Source organism: Geobacter sp. PheSNFMC, from assembly GCF_059620965.1.
The window spans coordinates 14,404-33,733 of the sequence record NZ_JCAMRN010000014.1 but is presented as its reverse complement, the minus strand read 5'-3'; the positions used below and the strand labels follow the sequence as shown (position 1 = coordinate 33,733).

15 protein-coding genes are annotated in these 19,330 nt (G+C 61.8%); 12 read left to right on the top strand and 3 right to left on the bottom strand.

The features are described 5' to 3' along the window. Positions 1 to 2 precede the first annotated feature (2 nt). From AC6CDK_RS04765 to AC6CDK_RS04750, 4 genes are all read left to right on the top strand, one after another. The gene (locus AC6CDK_RS04765; protein WP_226048251.1) at positions 3 to 3,311 is read left to right on the top strand and encodes a CHC2 zinc finger domain-containing protein; all 3,309 of its coding nucleotides are present in this window, start codon (positions 3 to 5) and stop codon (positions 3,309 to 3,311) included. A 488-nt stretch (positions 3,312 to 3,799) separates the two neighbouring features. Further along, positions 3,800 to 4,570 carry a hypothetical protein gene (locus AC6CDK_RS04760; RefSeq protein ID WP_192905220.1) on the top strand — a complete coding sequence of 257 codons (771 nt, stop codon included), beginning with the start codon at positions 3,800 to 3,802 and terminating at the stop codon, positions 4,568 to 4,570. A 3-nt stretch (positions 4,571 to 4,573) separates the two neighbouring features. Then, on the top strand, positions 4,574 to 4,852 hold the full coding sequence (locus AC6CDK_RS04755) for a hypothetical protein (RefSeq protein WP_155314816.1): 279 nt from the start codon (positions 4,574 to 4,576) through the stop codon (positions 4,850 to 4,852). 91 nt (positions 4,853 to 4,943) lie between these two features. Next, positions 4,944 to 5,444: a hypothetical protein gene (locus AC6CDK_RS04750; protein WP_013258634.1), complete on the top strand. Its 501-nt coding sequence runs from the start codon at positions 4,944 to 4,946 to the stop codon at positions 5,442 to 5,444. Positions 5,445 to 6,044: 600 nt separating this feature from the next. On the opposite strand, the gene AC6CDK_RS04745 is transcribed toward AC6CDK_RS04750, so the two are convergent. Genes AC6CDK_RS04745 through AC6CDK_RS04735 form a run of 3 tightly spaced genes read right to left on the bottom strand, consistent with a single transcriptional unit; the run spans position 6,045 to position 7,542 of the window. Next, a complete protein-coding gene (locus tag AC6CDK_RS04745) occupies positions 6,045 to 6,959 on the bottom strand; it encodes a tyrosine-type recombinase/integrase (RefSeq protein WP_011367835.1) in 915 nt (304 codons plus the stop codon). Beyond that, on the bottom strand, positions 6,940 to 7,314 hold the full coding sequence (locus tag AC6CDK_RS04740; RefSeq protein WP_011367834.1) for a hypothetical protein: 375 nt from the start codon (positions 7,312 to 7,314) through the stop codon (positions 6,940 to 6,942). The genes AC6CDK_RS04745 and AC6CDK_RS04740 overlap by 20 nt, the downstream gene beginning before the upstream one ends. 33 nt (positions 7,315 to 7,347) lie before the next feature. After that, complete coding sequence (locus AC6CDK_RS04735; protein WP_011367833.1) at positions 7,348 to 7,542, bottom strand: hypothetical protein; 195 nt, start codon at positions 7,540 to 7,542, stop codon at positions 7,348 to 7,350. A 139-nt stretch (positions 7,543 to 7,681) separates the two neighbouring features. Between AC6CDK_RS04735 and AC6CDK_RS04730 the strand changes: the two genes are divergently transcribed. From AC6CDK_RS04730 to AC6CDK_RS04695, 8 genes are all read left to right on the top strand, one after another. Continuing rightward, positions 7,682 to 7,954 (top strand): hypothetical protein, encoded by a 273-nt coding sequence (locus tag AC6CDK_RS04730; RefSeq protein WP_011367832.1) that lies wholly within the window; start codon positions 7,682 to 7,684, stop codon positions 7,952 to 7,954. After that, on the top strand, positions 7,951 to 8,229 hold the full coding sequence (locus AC6CDK_RS04725; RefSeq protein ID WP_192905219.1) for a hypothetical protein: 279 nt from the start codon (positions 7,951 to 7,953) through the stop codon (positions 8,227 to 8,229). The genes AC6CDK_RS04730 and AC6CDK_RS04725 overlap by 4 nt, the downstream gene beginning before the upstream one ends. Continuing rightward, positions 8,229 to 9,752: a terminase large subunit domain-containing protein gene (locus tag AC6CDK_RS04720; RefSeq protein WP_192905218.1), complete on the top strand. Its 1,524-nt coding sequence runs from the start codon at positions 8,229 to 8,231 to the stop codon at positions 9,750 to 9,752. The genes AC6CDK_RS04725 and AC6CDK_RS04720 overlap by 1 nt, the downstream gene beginning before the upstream one ends. Before the next feature lie 114 nt (positions 9,753 to 9,866). After that, positions 9,867 to 11,375 (top strand): phage portal protein family protein, encoded by a 1,509-nt coding sequence (locus AC6CDK_RS04715; RefSeq protein ID WP_013514539.1) that lies wholly within the window; start codon positions 9,867 to 9,869, stop codon positions 11,373 to 11,375. Beyond that, positions 11,375 to 15,964 carry a minor capsid protein gene (locus AC6CDK_RS04710; protein ID WP_192905217.1) on the top strand — a complete coding sequence of 1,530 codons (4,590 nt, stop codon included), beginning with the start codon at positions 11,375 to 11,377 and terminating at the stop codon, positions 15,962 to 15,964. The genes AC6CDK_RS04715 and AC6CDK_RS04710 overlap by 1 nt, the downstream gene beginning before the upstream one ends. Beyond that, positions 15,961 to 16,473, top strand: a complete 513-nt coding sequence (locus AC6CDK_RS04705; RefSeq protein WP_155314808.1) for a hypothetical protein — start codon at positions 15,961 to 15,963, stop codon at positions 16,471 to 16,473. Before AC6CDK_RS04710 ends, AC6CDK_RS04705 begins: the two co-directional genes overlap by 4 nt. Further along, on the top strand, positions 16,470 to 16,823 hold the full coding sequence (locus AC6CDK_RS04700; protein WP_192905216.1) for a hypothetical protein: 354 nt from the start codon (positions 16,470 to 16,472) through the stop codon (positions 16,821 to 16,823). The genes AC6CDK_RS04705 and AC6CDK_RS04700 overlap by 4 nt, the downstream gene beginning before the upstream one ends. Before the next feature lie 103 nt (positions 16,824 to 16,926). Further along, positions 16,927 to 19,323: a DNA adenine methylase gene (locus tag AC6CDK_RS04695; protein WP_192905215.1), complete on the top strand. Its 2,397-nt coding sequence runs from the start codon at positions 16,927 to 16,929 to the stop codon at positions 19,321 to 19,323. Positions 19,324 to 19,330 lie beyond the last annotated feature (7 nt).

The window sequence follows — 19,330 nt, the reverse complement described above, 5'->3', positions numbered from 1 at the left end:
GTATGGGCGGAACGGATAACGTCAGGGAGTATTACCGGCTCGTCACCGAGATGGACATCGGTGACGTGGCCCGGGAACTCCTGCCGGGACGGATCACCCAAGAGACCGGCCAGCGCTTGATGTGCGACTGCCCCAACCATCAGAGCCAGTCGCGTCTGTCGCTGCACGTGATGCTCGACAAGCAGGGCTGGTACTGCTTCGGCTGCGGAGTCGGCGGTGATGTGCTGCAGCTCGTTGAGTTCATTCAGACAGGCTCGGTCACCGCCGGGCAATCTGGTCCGATGCCGGACAGCCACCGTCATGCCCGGGACTATCTCGCCAAGAAGGCGGGCTTGCCTCCGCTGTCGCGCTATGGCCTCAGCCAGGAGCGTCTGGCCCAGACGGAGGCCGACCGCGCCTTCGAACTGCGGGTCAAGGACGCGCTGACCTCGCTGGCCAGGCTTTACCACGCCAGGCTCAAGGAGTCGCCGGAGGTCCTCGACTGGCTGAAATCCAAATACGCCCTGAGCGAGGAGACCATCGACGATCTCCTGATCGGCTACGCGGACAACGCGTCCGGCGCGGTCGCCCAACTGACCGGGGGTGAGGACGGTTTTTCCAAGCGGGAGCTCGCCGCCACCGGCGCTTTCCGTCCCACCAGCCAGGACGGCCTGACGCCATTTTTCGAGCGCCGCATCGTCTTTCCCTACTGGAGCCGTGGCCGGGTAGTGTTCATGATCGGCCGCAAGACGCCGTGGACCCCGGACGTGGGCTGGGAGCAAGGGAAATACAAGAAACTGCCGGTTCACGACGAACACCAACGGCCTTACGTCGCCGACTTCATCAACAACGCGCTGCTGTTCAACGAGGACTGCCTGCTGGCGAGGCCCGGCAAGGTGATCATCACCGAGGGGGTGACCGATTGCCTGGCGCTGATGCAACTGGGCCTGCCCACCGTATCTCCGGTCACCGTCCGCATCCGGGCCGCCGATTGGGAGCGCCTGATCCCCAAGCTGCGCGGCGTCGAAACCGTCTACATCTGTCAGGACAACGAACTCTCCCAAGCCGGTCTCAAGGGGGCGCTGCAAACCGCCCGTACCCTGGCCGAACACAAGATCGACACCCGGCTGGTGACGCTGCCCTTGTCGGAGACACAGAACTCGGCCCGGCAGGAGCTGACCGAACGCTTCGGCCTGACGGCGAGCGTGGGGGCGAAGGAGCTGGCCAAGCTGCTGGCGGGACGTCCCGCCGAGGAAGTCCAGGCGGTCGAGGCGCTTCTCGCCACTGCCAAGATCGACGTCAACGATTACATTGCCGCCGGGCATACCCGGGAGGATTTCGAACGTCTGCTCGCCGAGGCCAGCACGCCCATCGAGTTCGGCGTGCGCTCGCTGCCCGAGGGCGCTGAAGAGGAGGAACGCAACCGCCTGCTCGAGCCGATCCTGGGGGAGATCTCCGAGCAGTCTCCGCTGGAACAGGCCCGTCTGCTGAAGCTGGTGCAGGAGCGCATCGGTGGTGGCGTCTCCATGGCCACCCTGAAGGAACAAATCCGCGCCATCCAGAAGGACCGAAAGGTCGAGTTCCGCAACGAAAAGAAAAAGGCCAAGCGGATGTCCGGCGCGATGCCCGGATCATGCCGCGCCCGGGTTGACGAGGTGCTGATCGACACGGAACTGGAGAACGGCGCTCCCGACTACACCCTGGCCGCCGAGGCCGCCTACGACTGGTTCACCTCCAACGGTGCCCAGTTCTTTCACACCCTGCCGGGCGAGCCGTTCATGTATTTCGACAACGCCATCTATTGGATGGATTCACCGGACCGGGGCCGCAAGCGCCATTACGCGGCCATGCTCTATAAGCATACGGGCATGGTGCCGACCTCCAACGGCGGACGGACATTTTTCGAGGTACTACCCAGCCTGGCGATGATCCGTGGCCAGGTGCGCGACCATTTTTCCTGGCTGCACACCGATGTGGCCTCCTACACCGTCTATTTCAACCTGAACAATCCGGAGCACGAGATCGCCAAGATCACCCCGGACGAGATTCAGATCATGAAGAACGGCGGCAACGAGGACGGCATCATCCTGGACGGCTCGCGCAAGATGAAGCCGCTGAAATTCCTGCCCGACGCCGACCTCGAAGAGGCGGACCGGCTCCTGGTCGATCTGCTCGTGAGCAACATGACCTGCCCGCAGGGGGATCGCTTTCTCATCCTTTCCTGGCTCTCCTGTTTCCTGCTGATCGACTTCGCCGGGACACGGCCCATGACCCGATTCGAGGGCTCGGCCGGATCGGGAAAGACCACCGCCAGCAAGATCACTTCAACGCTGCTTTACGGCGAGCCCCAGCACAAGAAGGCCACCGACGCGGCGAACTACACCGATGGCTCGCAGAACCCGCTCATCGTCCTCGACAACATCGAGGTCAAGCAGATGACCGAGGATCTGACCACCTTCATGCTGACCAGCATCACCGGCATCGCCAAAGAGAAGCGCAAGAGCGGCACCGACAGCGAGACCATCACCGAGCGGACCAAATGCCTGCTGAACACCACCGGCATCGAGCCGCTGTGCGGGGAGCTTTCGGAGATACTGTCGAGGTCCTTCGTCATCAACTTCGACCTCGCCAACCAGGCAAGCGACTGCTTTCTGGAATCGGAGGTCATTTCCGCCATCCAGCAGAACCGGGACCTGATCATCTCGGCCATTATGAAGCGAACCAGTCATGTTCTGGCGATGATCCGGGACGGAGCCCAGAAACAGGTCATGCGTCTGCTGCACCGAACCATGCCGACCCATGGCAAGCGCCGTTGCAACGATTATCTGAGCCTGATGTACCTGATGATGCTGGCCGGGTCCGAGGAACACGAGGTGACCACCGGACTCGAGGATCTAAGCCCGCTGTTCATCGAGCAGATTCATTCCATCAACGACACCAGCCAGGAGATGGCGCGGGAGTCGAACCCCATTGCCACGGCGCTGGCGTCGCTCTTCCATGCCTACCGGAACGCGGTGGAACTGGACGAGAAGGCCCGCTACGGCGAGGACGACCGGGCAAACCACGTGGTGGGGTTCATCGAACGCTATCAGGTGAGGTTCGAGAACGAGAACACTATGGAACCGGTGTCGGCGGGACGGCTGCTCGCGGCGCTACGCAGGGTCGGCCGGGAATTCAACCTCGAGTTCGAATACAAGAAGCCCGCCCAGCTCGGTCGGCGCATCAGCAACGACCTGGACGTCATACGGGACGCCGGGTTTGACATCGACCGGCAGCGCAACGCCCACACCAAGAACTTCGAATACCGGATCGTCAAGAACGCCAACCTCTGATTCCACGCCATACTGACCCAATCATCCAGGACGCTCTCGGGCGTCCTTTTCTTTTGCGGTGGTGCGGTGAACACCGCTGTCCCTTGCGGTGGATGACCACCGCACGCCAAACCCTTACCAGACAAAGCTTTCATGGCCTTTGCGGTGGTTGCGGTGGTCAATCCAGAGGTCTCACCCCCTATGGGCTGAAATTTTTTTTCTTCCTACCAACCCGGCGTCCCCCGCTAGAGAAATTCCGACCCAGCGAGAGAGACATTCCCCAAATACCACCGCAACCACCGCACTCTATCTTCTCTTTCTTCATAACTATCTAAAAACAAATAACAAACAAAGAACCATCCCCTGCGGTGGGACGAGAAAACCTTCCACCGCACGACCACCGCAGCCACCGCACGTATCCACCGCAGCAGATGGTCACCGACGGTTTCAGGGCTGCTCCGGTAAGTAACAGAAAAAGCGATTAACCCGTATTTCTGGAGCCTGAAGCCATGAGCCTTCTGAAAACCATGATCAAGCACACCGCCGGAGGGCAGGACGCCTCGGCTGGATGTGAAACCCCATCATTACCACCGCAACCACCGCAGCCCGCCATCTATGTCTCCACCGGGCTCGACGTTCACAAGATCGAGGACGCCCACGACTGGCCTGAAGACAGGGAGATCAACGGCACGCTGTGTCGCCGTCTGTCGCCTGAATACTTTGCCTGGCTACGTTCCCGCATGGTCACCGCCCAAGCCGCGCACAAGGCCGGAAAGCTCCCCGAGGATGCCTGGAATACGCTGCGGCAGCGATTCAACGCCCTGCAGGAGCTGGCCATCCGGGAGTTCGGCAAGGAAAACCTGCAGGGGGTACTGCATTCCTTTTCCACGAAGAACTATCGGCCACCCGCGCTTCGTCCCGAGGCCCAGGAGAAACCTGTCGTAGTTGCCACAAAGGACTGGATTTATCCCGGGAACCAAGCTTGGAAATGTAAGCAGCCGGTGACTTCCCAGGCAGTCGCCAAGGTCGATGCCATCCGTGAGGAGGCCCTGCCCAAGGGCTGGTCCGAGGCACGCCTCTATCAGAACCAGGGCCGGTTTCGGTTTCCCTGCGGCGAGGACTACGGCCTGGTCTGTTTCGTCGATGGCGATCAGGAGATTGGCGAGGTCACCGAGCGTTTTATTGAAATTATCCACGGGCCGAAGTCCGGGCGTCCCAGCACGCTGCGATTCTACAACCCGGAGGTGCCGCAGCCGTGGATGAAGAAAATGGAGGATTGAGACGTGAAAAAAAAGAAACGCTACGCCAACGCCAAGGATGTCCTGCCCGAGGAACTCTTCGATCAGATCCAGAAGCATTACACCGGAATTCTCTGGGTCCCGGCACCGAGCCGCTTCTACCAGGAACGCCGCGACCTGGTGCTTGCCCTTCATCTGCAGGGGATCAGCAGCCAGGAGATCTCCAACCTCGCCGGAGTGACTACCCGCCGCGTCAACCAGATCATCGCCGCCGAACGAAAGCAGGACCGGGACCGACAGTTGGCCGCCGCTTCCGGTAAGTAACCCCTGAACCAGCGGGAGCGCGTTTGGAGGCTAAATCGGCCTCCCGCCCCGCATCCCGGCTTGGGAAAACAATATTCGGCAGGATTTCCACGTGGCACTGAACAAACCGGACAAAGAGACGCTGGACCGCTGGCATCGCAACGAGGGCAAGACCGAACCGCCCCGGCGCGGGCCTGGTGCGCCCGAGGGCAACCAGAACCGGCTGCGTCACGGCATCTTCGCCGACCGCTGCCTGACGCCGGAAGAGAAGGTCATGTTCGACGCGATCATCGACCGCCTCAACCAGGACTTCGAGTTCAACAAGTCCAGCGACTTCCTGCAGGTGGAGCTGGTGGGCGTCTATTCGGTGAAGCTGGTCCGCGCCCAGATCGAGGGGAACACGGACGCCGCCGAGAAGCTCGACCGGATGATCCGCTGCCACATGAAGGATCTCAAGACCACCAAGATTGCCCGCGAGGGTGAGGAGCCGAAAGGCCCGCAGACCTCTCCGGCGGAATGGGCGGCGGCGCTGCTCGAGAAGGTGGCCGAGGCCGCCAATGCTCCGGCCACGAAAACCTCCGGCCGCAAGAAACGCGGAAAGAATTGCGGATAACACCATGGAGGGCTTTTCCGATGACCCCGGCACACGGCGACTTGCGGCAGACAGCTTCACCAGGAATTGCGGATAAGACGTGTTCCTTGCACTTTCGGAATCGGCACTCATCGGCCACCGATCATCATTTTCACTCCTCGATTTCCTCCTGCAGTTCTCGATATCCACTTGGCATGTGTGCGCATAAGCCGAGCCGCATAAGCCAAGCAGATATTGGCATGTTCACGCCGGAGCTCTCTCACATAACCCAAGTAGATATTGGCATGTCGAGACCCAGGCCGAACCGGACAAGCCCCGCAAACAGCCATTCCTTCGGCAACGGCCCTCGCATATGCCAAGCAGATATTGCCATGTGTGTTCCGCGCCAGGAGCGCACAAGCCAAGCAGTTATAGCGATGTGCGGCCGACAGACAGCGAAGGAGAAATTCCGGTCAATCGATATTTCCCGCTCCACCCGGGAGGTAGAGACCCTCCGTCATGATCATTCATCATCGGCGGATGTGTTCTTCTGCGGGCACTGTCATTCACTGTCTTCGACACTGTCTCGCCCAACGAAAACAGGAGCAGCCGAGGCCGCTCCCATCGTCGGGTCCGGAAGGATCAAAGGCGTTCGAGGGCTTCCTCGAGCTGACCGTCCACGAGGTGGGTGTAGATCTGGGTGGTGGACACGTCCCGGTGCCCCAAGGCCCGCTGCACCACGAGCAGGTCATTTGTCGCGCCGTAGAGGTGGGTGGCGAAGGTATGCCGCAGCCCGTGCGGCGTCAGTTCCTTTTCGATCCCGGCCTTCCGCAGCCAGTGAGCGAGCCGGTTGGCTATCTGCCGCTGGCAGAGTCTGCCGTCCCGGTTCGACAGGAACAGGGCTTCCATTTCCGGGCGGCCGTGTCGACGACGCTCGGCCAGGTAACGGCGCAGCAATGTGCGGAGGTCGGTCTTGATGAACTTGACCTGCGGCACATTCCCCTTGGCCCGCACCCGCAGATGCTTGGCGTCGAGGTCGATGTCATCCATGTCGAGCGCGGTCAGCTCGCCAAGCCTGATCCCCGTGCCCAGCAACACCTCGATCATGGCGCGGTCGCGCAGCGTGGAGAAATCGGTCCGCCCCTTGAGCTCCTTGAGCAGACGTTTCTTTTCGGCGGTAGTCAGGAAGACCGGCAGCTTTCTCGGCAGCCGATGCATGCGGATGGACCGGGCCGGGTTGTCACCGACCACGCCCGTCTCGGCGGCCCAGGCGAAAAAGGCCCGCACCGCCGCCTTCATCCGATGGAGCGAGGCCGCCGAGCGTGGGCCTCGCTCACTCTCGGTGACCGCCCCGGCGGAAAACACCTCGTCGAGGAGCCCGACCGTGACCTCCCTGCAGACGATCCCCGGGGCCAGCTCCCCGGCCACGCGGGCCACCAGGGCGAGGTCTCGGCGGTATGCGGCTATGGTTGCAGGGGAGCGTCCTTCGGCCGACAGGCGGGCACAGAACGCCTCTGTCGCGCCCGTCAGGTCGAGGTCAGCCGTTCGGTTGCTCATCGCTGGACTCCTTCACCCGGCTGTGACCCATGGGCGTGCTCTTGGGCAAAGGCAGCTCCTCGATGCGCCCCGACTCTCTGGCCCAGACCATCATCATGCGGAACACCCGGACGGTCTTGGCGACGGTGCGTTCGGCCCGCTCCTTGCCGTCAGGGAGCTTGAGCAGCAGGTCGGACTTGTAGAACTTTCCGACCTGGGGGAGCCGGATCTCGGCGAGCTGGCGATCCGCGCCGAAGAAGGCCTCCACCGCGTCGAGGTCCTTCCGGTAGGTGTAGAGGGTCCGCTCCTTCTTTCCGGATTCTCGCAGGTGGCCGATGAAAGCCTCGGCGGCTTGATGCACGGTGCATTCGGTCATGTCGATGTCTCCTTTGTCGGTGGCCCGGTGTGTTCAGGACAGGAACTCGTCCAGCTCCCGCAGCAGTTCCTCGACGTGACCGAGGGAGCCGACGCTCGCCCAGGTGATGTCCGGCTGCTTCGCGTCCGCTTCGAGCTTGCCGCGAATGCCCTCGATCAGCCGGGTGATGTTCTCCTGCTTTTCTCGGTACGCCTTGAGTGCCTGCTGGCGGTTTCTGTCGTAGGTCATGGCCTGTCTCCGGTTCCGTTTTCGTGGATGCGGGACCATCCCGCGTCACATCCAATGACGCTTCTATTTCGTTGGAAATCAAGTGTTTGCAGAGATCTTTCTGTATGTGCCCCAAACCCATAACCCAAAGGAGATCAACATGTTGAAGAAGACCCTCGAATGGACCATCCCACTGGCCCTGGCCGGAATCATGACCGGCTGCGCCACCTACCGGCCACCGGCCCAGATCCAGTCGGCGGTGGCCACCGTCAACCGCCACACACCCGAGTACGTGACCGAGGCCAACAAGGCGCTGCGCGAAGTCGGCCACCCGGACGCCGAGCGCCTGACCGGAGTCGGTCTGCGCCTGCAGACCGCCGTGGACGCCCTTGACCAGTGGGCCAACGGCGCGAACCAGGAGGCAGGCCAATGAAAGAGATTCTTCAGGAGAACAGCGATGCCGTTCGCCAGGCCGGTGAGGCCCTGGTCGAAATCGGCACCGAGCTGGCGGCGGGACGGATAGAGAACGCCCTCGGCCGTCTGGAAGCGGCCCAGCAGCAGTACCTGGCCTGGGCGGAGTTGGACCAGGCCATCATCGATATTCAGGAAGCTGTCTACGACCGGAAGAACACCCTGGCCGTGCAGCAGATCCTGACGGAACTGGTGGGCACCATCCTCGGCAACGCCTTGAGGACAGGAATGCACTGATGGCGGTAACCGACAAGGAGCGCAAACTCGCGGCGACCCTGAGCGATCCCGTGTTGTGGGGGCAAGCCTACCTCTACAACCGGGATGGCTCAGGCCGCGACTACTGGCCGCACCAGGTGGAGGACCTGCGTTGCCCTGCCAAGAACATCATCCACCTCGACGGCCGGGACGTGGGCAAGTCCATCGTGCTCTCGACCGACGCGCTCCATTACGCCTTCACCACCCGAGGCGGCCAGGGCCTCATCGCGGCTCCGCACCAGGGGCACCTCGATACCATCATCGAGGAGATCGAGTTCCAGCTCGACACCAACCCGGATCTGATGAACAGCATCGCCCTGACCAAGTACGGCAAACCCAAGATCCACCGCAAACCCTACTTCCGGCTGGAGTTCACCAACGGTTCGGTGCTCTATTTCCGCCCGGCCGGGGCCTATGGCGACGCCTTCCGGTCCCTGCACGTGGGCCGCGTCTGGGTCGATGAAGGAGCCTGGCTGACCGAGCGGGCCTGGAAGGCGCTGCGTCAGTGCCTCAAGGCCGGGGGGACGCTACGCATCTACTCCACGCCCAACGGCCTGCGCGACACCACCTATTACCGGCTCACCTCGTCGGAGCAGTTCCATGTGTTCCGCTGGCCGTCCTGGCTCAACCCCCTGTGGACCGAGGATCGCGAGGCCGAACTGCTGGAGTTCTACGGCGGCCGCGACAGTTCCGGCTGGCAGCACGAGGTGGCCGGTGAACACGGCAAGCCCTCCTATGGGGCCTTCAATGTCGAACAGTTCAACCTCTGTCGGCAGGATCTGCTGGAGTATCAGAAGATCGTCATCACCGATTCCGAGCTGCGCGATTGCGACACTGAGGAAGCGGCCCACGACCGGCTGGAGATGCTGCTCAACCTCACGCCCCGCAGCGGGCAGTTCTGGGTTGGCGGCGACCTGGGCTACACCAACGACCCCACCGAGATCGTCGTATTCCAGGAGACGGAGATCGGCGAGCGGACGCTGCTGAAGATGATCCTGCGCGTGCATCTTGAACACGTTTCCTATCCGCACATCGCCCAGATCATCGCGCTGCTGGAGCGTTACTACACCCCGGCGGGCATTGGCGTGGACAACGGCGGAAACGGTCTGGCCGTGGTTCAGGAGCTGCTCACCCTGGACAAGTACAAAGGGCTGGAGCTGGAAGGCAGGCTCAAGGGATACGACTTCGGCGGCATGACCCGGCTGGCGGTGCGGGACGGCAGGGAAATCAAGAAGCGAACCAAGGAGCTGATGACCAGCCTCATCAACGGAGCCCTACAGCGTAAGCAGGTCATTTTCCCCTCGGACGACCTGGAGGTGGAAGACCAGTTCACCACCCACACCTACACCCTGCGGGACGGAAAGATCATCTATTCCAAGGGCAACGACCACATCATCGACGCGGTGCGCTGCGCCATGCTGATCCGGGAAGAAGGCAACCTCGACCCGGTCGGCGAAGAGGTGGTTTCGCTCAAACCCGTGCTCACCAATCCGGTCTTCATCTGATCGCATCCTCCGACGCTTTCCACCCCGCTCCGGTAAGTAACCGGCATCGAGCCGGGTTCGGCCCACACGGGCCGGATGTGCGGTTGTCATGGCCGAAACTACCGAGAGGATCACGTGGAAAGCACCGCCCATCAGGACGAACAACCCGAAAGCCTGGACACCACCGGCTTTGTCATCGCACCGCTGGCCGCAGCGGCCGCGCTCGACTCGGCGGCCTTCAGCAAGGTCAACGCCGCCGAGGCTATTCCGGCCACCTGGGAAGAACGCGCCCGTAAGGCCTGGGAATACTACGTCGAGGAGCCGCTGGTGAAGAACTGCGTCAACTCCTGGCGCACCTTCGCCGTGGGCGACGAGATCAAAATCACCAGCGATGACGAAACCCTCAAGGAGCAGGCACTGGAGGCCGCCTGGCGGTTGAACATCACGCAATTCATCAAGGACATGGTTCTTCAGCTCCTGGTGAAAGGCGACGCCATCGGCTTCAAGCGCTTCACCAAGTCCGGCCAGGACATCGAGGAACTGGTCTGCGTCAACCCGGTTTCGGTCAAAGTCAAATACGCCCAGGGCGAGCTGATCGAGGCCCGGCAATTTCCCGAAGACACCCCCGGCGGCGGGGAATCCATCCCGCTACCCGTCGAACAGGTGGTCCACCTCAAATGGGACGCACCGGCCTTCTCGCCCCGGGGCAACTCCCTCGTGCTTCCCGCCTTTCAAGCCATCGAACTGCTGCGCGATTACCGCCGGGCCGAACAGGCCATCGCCAAGCGCTGGGCCACGCCCTTTCGCCTGCTCAAGGTGGGCGGCGCGTTCGGCCAGAAGATGGTGATGCCGGACCAGCGGATGCTCGAACAGGTTCGCGACATGGTCAACAAGATGGACATGAAAAGCGGCCTGGTGGTCCCGTTCTACGTCAACGTCGAAACCCACGGCACCGATGGCCAGGTCCTCAACGTCGAGGACAAGGTCAAAGAGGTGAAGGAAGACATCGTGGTGGCCCTGGGGCTGTCACGCTCGCTGGTGACCGGAGACGGCCCGAATTTCGCCACCGCCTCGGTGAGCATGCAGAAGATGATGGTCATGATCCGCGAGATCAAACAGGCCGCACGCAAGCTCCTCGACTGGGTGTTCGACGACTGGATGGAGCTGAACGGCCACGGCGACAAAAGCATCCAGTTCATCTTCAACGACCTCGACCCCAGCGACGCGGTCGATTTCAAGAAGCTCCTCATCGAACTCTACGACCGCAAGCTCATCAGCCGCTCCAGCCTTCAGCTCAAGATGGACCTGGACCCGGACATCGAGGCCGCCAACCGCGAGACCGAACGTAAGCAGATCGACCTGATGGACGAGAAGCAGGTGAAGCCGGTGGTGGATATGGTCGTCTCCGGCATTCTCAGCGTGCCTCGCGCCCGGAAGATGCTCGGGATTCCGGCCGAGGACGATGAACCCACGGCGGAGGCGGCATTGGTCTGGTCGGGCGACCTGGAGTCCACAGGTGACGCGGCCGTGTGCGACGAGTGTAGCCACTTCATTGCTGACACCAACCACTGCCGGGTCCACAACAGCGAGCGCACCTTCGACGCCCCGGCCTGTCGCTTCATCGACCGCCGGGAGCCCCGCTGATGCCATCGGACCAGAAGCAGCGCATCCAGGACGCCACCCTGAAAAGCCTGACGGCCCGCAACCGCTACAACGACCAGGTCACGGCCCAGCTCACCCAGGCGCTAAAACAGGCCGAAGACGAGGTCGCCCGCGCCATTCTCCAGTACCGCTCCCTCGGTTCCCTGCCGGACAACAAGCTCGCCGCGCTCAAGGGGCTGGAAAAGCTCCAGCTCGAACTCGACGACACCATGAAGCGGCTCAAGCGGGAGCAGACCCTGGTCTTTCGCAAGACGACCAAGGACTCCTTCAAGCTCGGTATCCAGCAGGGAATCGGAGAGCTCGCCGACGCGGCGCTGCCGTTCTACGCCGATCTGAAGCCCGAAGGCATCGACAAGCTGGCCACCAAGGTGTTCACCATCGTCGACACCAATGCCCTCGACTTCATGGCGCAGTACAACCTCACGCTCGCCGGTGACGTTCACCGCGAACTCGCAGGCGGGATCAAGCGCACCATCCTGAATGGCATCGCCACGGGCAAGGGAGCCGACGACATCGTCCGGGACATGGGCAAGGTGATCGTCGACAAGGGTTCCTTTCGCCAGGCCGGAAGCCGGGTGTTCAGCAAGGCCCAGTACCGCATGGAGATGATCGCCCGCACCGAGGTCCTCCGCGCCCACAACATGGGCAGGCTCAAGTTCCACGAGCGGGTCGGCATCCAGAAACTGGAATGGCTGGCCATGGAGGACGAGCGCATGTGCCCGGTCTGCGGCGGCCTGGACGGCAAGACCTTTCCCATCGACAAGTTCCCCCAGCAACCCGCGCATCCGCACTGCCGCTGCACAAATATCGTGGCCTGGCCGATGACCGTCTGCGGCAGCGAGATGGCCGCCAAGGCAGCCGCCCAGGCATCGCAGGGGGACGCCTGCATTCTCCCGCCCCATGTGCTGGAAGGCATGGCCGACGCCCAGGCCAAGGAGAACGCCAAGCTCAAGAGCGCCTTTGAAAACGGCGACATCGCCGACCTCGGTTCGCTGACGGTCAAACAGCTCCAGACCCTGGCGAAACAAAACGGCGTGGCCATTGCCCGGACCAAGGCCGATTTCATCAAGCTGCTCGATCTGGCCGAACCGGGGATCGATCACGGCGACCTGGCCGGAGCGGCACTCAGCGCCAAGCTCAAGGAACACAAGATCGGCCTGCTGCGGACCAAGGAAGAACTGGTCGATTTGCTCGGGCTGAAGCAGACGGAACTCAAACAGGCCAAGCTGCTCGCCGCCCAGATGGCAAAGATCCCTCCCGCCGAGGGGCTGGAGGGCATGACCGCCCAGCAGCTCAAGGAGATGGCGAAGGAGAACGGCATCTCCCTCAATATGACCAAACAGGAGACCATCGAGCTGCTCGACAAGCTGGAGCCCGGCGTGGATCACAGCGGCCTGATGGGCAAGGAACTCGCGGCGGCCAAACAGAAGCACGGCATCGGCATCCTCAAGAACAAACAGCAGCTCGTCGAGGCGCTACAGAAGAAGGCCGGTGCCGACATGGCCGAGTCGGTCAAGAAAAAGGCGGTCGACGAGGCCAAGCAGAAGTTGATCCTGAAACAGAAAACGGCCCTCGAAGACGCCGCCAAGGCCGTGGTCGTTCCCGACACGCCGACCGGCTACAAGGATTTCCTCGACGCGATTGCCAAGGCGGAACAGGCGGTTTCCGGCGGCACCGATCTGCCCCAGGAACTGCTTGCGGCCCACAGCAAGGAAATCGCCCTCAAAAAACAGCTCTTCCAGGATCAGGTCGGCAAACTGAAATCGGCGGAGCTCAAGACGCTCGCCAAGGAGACCAAGGTCCAGTATTGGCAGTGGGCCAACAAAGACGAGCTAACCACGCTCTTCACCGAGACCGATCCCGCGAAAATCAAAGCGGTTCAGGCCAGCATCGACACCAAGCACGCAGCCTGGGCCGAAAAACATGGCGGCAAGAAGAAAACCGCACCGGCCAAGCCCGCCACGCCGAAGAAAGAGCCACCGAAACCGGCTCCACAACCGAGCCCAGTCAAGCCACCCGAGCCCAAGATCGGCAAGAAAGGCGCAGAGTTCGCCACCGTCGATACCGCGTGGCAGCAGAAGGGTCTGCCTTCGAAGTTCAAGAAAACCGGCAAGGCCGTTGTCGGCGGGGCACACGAAAAGGAGTTCTGGACCGACGAGCACGGCGACAAATGGCTGTTCAAGCCCATTGGCCGCAAGGATGACGAGTTCATCGCCTTCGGAGAGGAAGCCGCCTACAAGATCGGTCGCCTGATCGACCCTCATTCCATCGAGGTGCGCACCATCCAATTGAACGGTCGCACCGGCTCCATCCAGAAATGGCGCACCGATCTGCGGGACGACTTCGATTTTCGCAACATCCTGCCCCAGGATCTGACCACCATCGAACTGGAGCAGATCCAGCGCGAGCATGTGGTCGACTGGCTGATCGCCAATCACGACGGACATTCCAAGCAGTTCATCCGTTCCCGGGACGGTCGCGTCTACGGCATCGACAAAGGCCAGGCATTCAAGTTTCTGGGCCAGGACAAGCTCTCGCTCGACTATCACCCCAACGGCGTCTGCGGCGAGGAAGAGCCGTTTTACAACAAGGTCTTCCGGGCGGCCAAGGAAGGGAAGGTGCGGGTCGATCCGAACGCGACCCTTCGCTACATCCAGGAGGTCGAAAAGATCGCCGACGAGGATTACCTCGATCTGTTGCGACCCTACGCCGAGGGACGGTTCGCCAAGGACCCGGCCGGGCTGCGGCATTTTTACGACCTGGCCCTGGAGCGGAAACACAATCTCCGGAGGGACTTCGAGGGCTATTACGCCGATGTGCTGGGGGATCGGGGCTTCCGTTTCGACAAGCTGAGCGCCGCTACCGGCAAGAACAAGCTGCTCTCCTCCGCCGAGGAAGCCTTGGTCGAGGAGGCCCGCAAACTCGGCTGGCAGGGCAAGACGCTGCCCTTCGACAGCGGCGACGTGGAGGACCAGAACGCGCTGATCTTCACCGAGAGCTTCAAGGGGAAGAAGCGCACTGTGGTCAAGATGAAGATCCGGCCGGACACGGACCGCCGCATCGACGAGGTGCTACGCAGGTATGTGCAGACGGCGGCCGGGGAAAAGGGACAACCACTGGTCGAAGACAGCTTCTTTCCGACGATTCTGGACGCCGTCAAAAACGTCAATTTCCACGTGGGCGACGGCAAGTACAACCGGACCAAGATCGACAAGGCCCTGCGCCTGCGCAAGAAACTGGAGACCCTGCAAAAGAGCGCCGACCCCAAGGTCAAGGAGATGGCGGACCATTATCTGAAATGGGTCAAGGAGATCGAAGAGTCCGTCGACTGGGACCGGGCCACCAACGGCGTATTCGAGCAGTACCTGCCCAAGCTCGACGCGCAGAAACCCAAAGAGAAACCGCCGTTCAAGGTGGAACGCGGCAAGGTGACCCACACCAAGCGCAGGATCGGTTCCGGCACCATTACCGTCGAGGCCGACGACATCGACAACCGGACGCTGTTCAATCAAAACTCCCGCATGCAGGACGGGCACCAGTACACCGTCACCTTCGAGGACGGCACCCGGGTCCGCTATCGCCCCTGGTCGGACACCAACCTCTATGCCCAGCGCGGCGAGATGGAAATGATCCTGGACGGCGACGCTACCCCCGGACGGGTCGAGGCGATGCTGGAAAAGCTCGAACAGCTTGGGATCGATACCCGGGTGGCCACGGCGGAAAACGCGGAGCAGATGTACCTCGAAAAGCTCGCCTACATCCGCAAGACCGACAAGAGCGCCGACTACAAACGACTGCAGAAATCCCTCGACGACCGCAATGCCACCACCACCGAGCGGGTCCAGGCCCTGCGCGGCTATTGGCAAAAGGAGCTGGGCGTCCAGGACATCACCCAGCTTTCCGGATACAACCCGCTGGGCGAATATCAGGCGGGTTTCCTAGACCGCGACGCCAAGGGCGGATACCGGCACCAGTTCCGGTTCGATATCACCGAGGAGGACCTGGAAAAACAGATGAAGGGCTATTCGCTGGTCCACGATCTGACCAACGGCGAGAGCATGTCCGGCTTCATCGACTTGATCATGGAGAACAACGGAGCCATGGTCAGCACAGTCGAGAAAATGCGCATGGGCGTGGCTCCGGGCGGAATGTCTCCGGTGGCCGATATGCAGACCGGCGGCGCGAGCTATTTCTTCACCCGGATCAAGAAGCAACCGGCCAGCGACGCCTCACCGGCCCTCTACTTCAAGAAACAGATGCTGCGGCGCATGGACGCCATCAGCTATGACCATGACGCCTACGGCAAGGTGATTGACGACTACGTGCAGCGCAACCGGGGAGCCAGCATCGATGATTGGAAGCGGTTCTCGCAGCGCCATGGCAACGAAACCATCTTCAAATATTCGGTGACGCTGCTGGACAACATCGAGTTCATCGTGGCCAGAAGCGACAACGAACGGCGGGAGATCATCCAGAGTTTCACCCGGCGTGGCATCAAGAAACTGCCCGACGGGCGCAAGGTGGAGGATATCGTCCATACCTCGCAAAGCTGGAGCAAACGCAAACAATGACCATGAAGGACTTTATCGAACAGGAGAAACGGCGGCTGCAGGAATCGCTGCACTGGTTCAACAGCCGGGGCAGCCGCATGACGGTCAGAGAATCCGGGGATCTCTTTCTGGACACCCTGGTGGACAGCTTCACCGTTACCCGGATCGCACCCCATTTCGACGCTGCTGGCAACCATCTGCGCACCGATTTCTGGCTGTTGTGGAAGGCACTCGGTTACGACGAGGGTTTTCAGCACGCCCACACCATCAAAGTGGTCGATGTCCGGGTCGAAGACACCCTGATGGCCGAACATGACGGCAAGGAGGCCGAAGGCTGGCTGATTGTCGAGCTGACCGACGATCTGGGCCGGATTCACCATGTCGAAATGATGGAGCCGGTCTCGGAGCCCGAACTCGCGGCGGACTGGCAACGCTGGATCGCCTACCGTCAGAAAAACGCCGAAAGATTCCACCGGATCGACGCCCAGCTTCTAGCCGAGCATCTCCGGATCGCGGAGGACTGGTCATGAAACTGCGCTATATGATTGACTCGATAATGGCTGACCGGCAAGCCACCGCCCCGGAATACGTGCCCGTGGGCGTCTGGGTTCAGGGGCCGGGTCCCGGTCTGGATGTGGAGATGTACTACCTCGACCGGGGGCCGAACGGGCTTGCCGACCGCAAGGACGAGGCCGCCTGGGTGGTCAACCGTCTGGTCGAGGCCGAGGCCACCTCGCTTCCGGCGAATTTTCTCGAATATCACCGGCTGTCCCGCTCCCCCTATGACGGGGTCTTTTCCGAGATCACCGAGAGCGACGAATACCCCTCCCTCGACGCCTGCGGCAAGGCCGTTCTGGCCCGGCTGAACCCCACCCGCTGAATTTCTCCGTCACCCTCCGACACATCGCCGACGCTTCCGGTAAGTAACCGCTGAACGCTCCCCGCAGGTCGCGGAGAGCACAGAAAACTGACCGGAGACGTTGATGGAACTGTTCGCCACAGACCTGGAAAGGCTGGCGTTTCTACTGGAGGCCGATGCGGCGCTGACTCTCGATCCCGATGCGCTTGGGACCGAGGCCGCCGAACAGTCCGCTCCTGAAGAGCTCCCTCCCGAGAAACGCCCCAAGTACATCACCAACTACATCGGCAGTAAGCAGAAGCTCGTCGACTGGATCTGGAAGCATACCCCGGAAGGCGTTGGCACCGTGCTCGACGCCTTTTCGGGGTCTGCGGTCGTGGCCTACATGTACAAGACCAAGGGCCTCCAGGTCATCGCCAACGACCGGCTCCGCTACTGCCACCACGCCGCCAAGGCGATCATCGAGAACAACTCGGTTCGCCTGAGCGAGGACGAGATCGAAGCGCTTCTGGCCGACAACGCCAAGGCGGGCAGCTTCGTCCAGGACAACTTCAAGGGCATCTTCTTCGCCAAGGGCGTCCATGCGCTGATCGACACCATCCGCGCCAACTGCGACAAGCTCTCCGGCTTCAAGAAAGACATCGCCCTGTTCGGCCTCGGCAAAACCTGCATGAGCGGCAAGGGCGGTTTCGGCCACTTCTCGTCGTCCACCGACTATGGCCGCCGCCAGGACACCCCCGACGAGTTCAAGGATCGTCTGCGCAAGAATCTGCAGCGTATCAACGCCCTGGTCTTCGACAACGACAAGGAGAACAAGGCATACCGGCATGACATCAACGACCTGCTGCCGAAAGCCAAGGCGGATCTGGCCTACTTCGATCCGCCCTACGCCACCGAGTTTTCGACCACCAACTACGAGCGGGCCTACCACTTTGTGGAGGGGCTCATGACCTATTGGGAAGGGCTCGAAATCAAGGCCGACACCAAGGTCAAGTATTACGAGACCGACCACAAGACCGTCACCAAGGCCAACGCCAGCGAATTCTTCCAGACCTTTCTCGGCAATGCCAAACACATTCCGCACTGGCTGATTTCCTACCGCGATCACGCCTATCCCAACGAGCAGGAGATGAAGCGGATCATCGGCTCCTTCGGCAAACAGAGCCGGATGAAGTCCAAGGATCACCACTACGCCATCACCTCCAAGCACGGCGAGGCTTCCAACGCCAAAGAACGTCTGTTCGTCTGCGCTCCCGGGGCCAAGGCCAGCGCCGAACGGGAGGAGAAACCCGTTCCGATGGCCGCCGCAGCGAACTTCCACACCAGCATTCCCGTGGACATCCGGCTGGGTGAAGGCGAACGCCTCGCGACCGAGGCCATGGATGTCGGTTCGGCGGGCGACCCCCAGTTCAGCTTCGTGCTCTGCCGAACCGGGACCAACAAGAACGGCGACCACTTCACCGCCGAGGAGTTGTCCGGTCGGCATATGACGGCCGTGAACAAGAAGGTCGATCTGCAGCATTCGCAGGAGTTCAACGACATCGTCGGCGGCATCGTCGCCGCCGACTACCTGGAGGACGACAACGGGGGCCGCGTGGAATGCGTGGGCGAGCTGTACGTCCACGACACCCCGGCCGCCCGGCTGGCCTACAAGCTGATGAAGCGCGGGATCATCTCCCAGGTCTCCATGGAGTGCGACTATCAGGAAGGCGAATGTTCGGTCTGCCATAAGCGCTTCCAGAACAAGGCCGACTACTGCACCCACCTGCGCAAGTTCAAGGGCCGTGATTTCAATGGCCAACCCGTTTTCGAGATTCTGCACGGCGTCACTTTCACCGGACTGGGGCTGCTCGACCGCAAGGGCGCGGACGAGAACGCCAGGATTCTGCAGGTGGCGTCCCTTCAGAGCCAGCCCGACCAATCCCAACCCGAAGGAGATTCCATGATGGAAGACAAAACCAAACCCACCGATGACCAGGCCGTCGAAGCGGCCAAGAAGAAACCGGCCCAGCAGGAAGGCGATCCTGCCCGCGTTACCGACCTGGAAAAGGAAAACCGGCAGCTCAAGGCCGAGGTCGCCGAGCTGCAGAAACGCGTCCAGGAACTGGAAGCCGAACAAAAGGCGGCCGCCTGCCGCTCCCGGGCCAAAAAGCTGCTCACCCGTCTGGAGAAACAAGGGCTCTCCTTTGCTTCCGAGGAGGACCGGGAAGCCGAACTTAAACGCCTGGCCGAACTGTCCGACGAAGCCTTCGCCGCCACCGAGGCTGCTTACGAGCGCCTGCCTAAATCGGCAAAAGCGGACAAGGACAAGGAGGAGAAACCCGCCGACAGCGACCAGGGCGGCAAGCCCGCCGCCAAAGCATCGACGGAAACCCCGCTACGCAGCGACGCCGGTGTCCGGCCCCACGATGTGGACGACCGCAAGGTATCGCTCGAGGACCGCCTGCGCGACGGGTTCATGGCCGCTTACCGCAACCGTGTCGGCGAGGACTCTCCCGAACACTCGGAAATCAACGCATAAGGAGGAA

Bases quoted from the DNA above. Each gene is read 5' to 3' on its own strand.
- AC6CDK_RS04760 (WP_192905220.1), top strand. From the start codon at position 3,800: ATGAGCCTTCTGAAAACCATGATCAAGCACACCGCCGGAGGGCAGGAC.
- AC6CDK_RS04745 (WP_011367835.1), bottom strand. From the start codon at position 6,959: ATGAGCAACCGAACGGCTGACCTCGACCTGACGGGCGCGACAGAGGCG.
- AC6CDK_RS04710 (WP_192905217.1), top strand. From the start codon at position 11,375: ATGCCATCGGACCAGAAGCAGCGCATCCAGGACGCCACCCTGAAAAGC.
- AC6CDK_RS04735 (WP_011367833.1), bottom strand. From the start codon at position 7,542: ATGACCTACGACAGAAACCGCCAGCAGGCACTCAAGGCGTACCGAGAA.
- AC6CDK_RS04730 (WP_011367832.1), top strand. From the start codon at position 7,682: ATGTTGAAGAAGACCCTCGAATGGACCATCCCACTGGCCCTGGCCGGA.
- AC6CDK_RS04765 (WP_226048251.1), top strand. From the start codon at position 3: ATGGGCGGAACGGATAACGTCAGGGAGTATTACCGGCTCGTCACCGAG.
- AC6CDK_RS04700 (WP_192905216.1), top strand. From the start codon at position 16,470: ATGAAACTGCGCTATATGATTGACTCGATAATGGCTGACCGGCAAGCC.
- AC6CDK_RS04720 (WP_192905218.1), top strand. From the start codon at position 8,229: ATGGCGGTAACCGACAAGGAGCGCAAACTCGCGGCGACCCTGAGCGAT.
- AC6CDK_RS04705 (WP_155314808.1), top strand. From the start codon at position 15,961: ATGACCATGAAGGACTTTATCGAACAGGAGAAACGGCGGCTGCAGGAA.
- AC6CDK_RS04740 (WP_011367834.1), bottom strand. From the start codon at position 7,314: ATGACCGAATGCACCGTGCATCAAGCCGCCGAGGCTTTCATCGGCCAC.
- AC6CDK_RS04695 (WP_192905215.1), top strand. From the start codon at position 16,927: ATGGAACTGTTCGCCACAGACCTGGAAAGGCTGGCGTTTCTACTGGAG.
- AC6CDK_RS04725 (WP_192905219.1), top strand. From the start codon at position 7,951: ATGAAAGAGATTCTTCAGGAGAACAGCGATGCCGTTCGCCAGGCCGGT.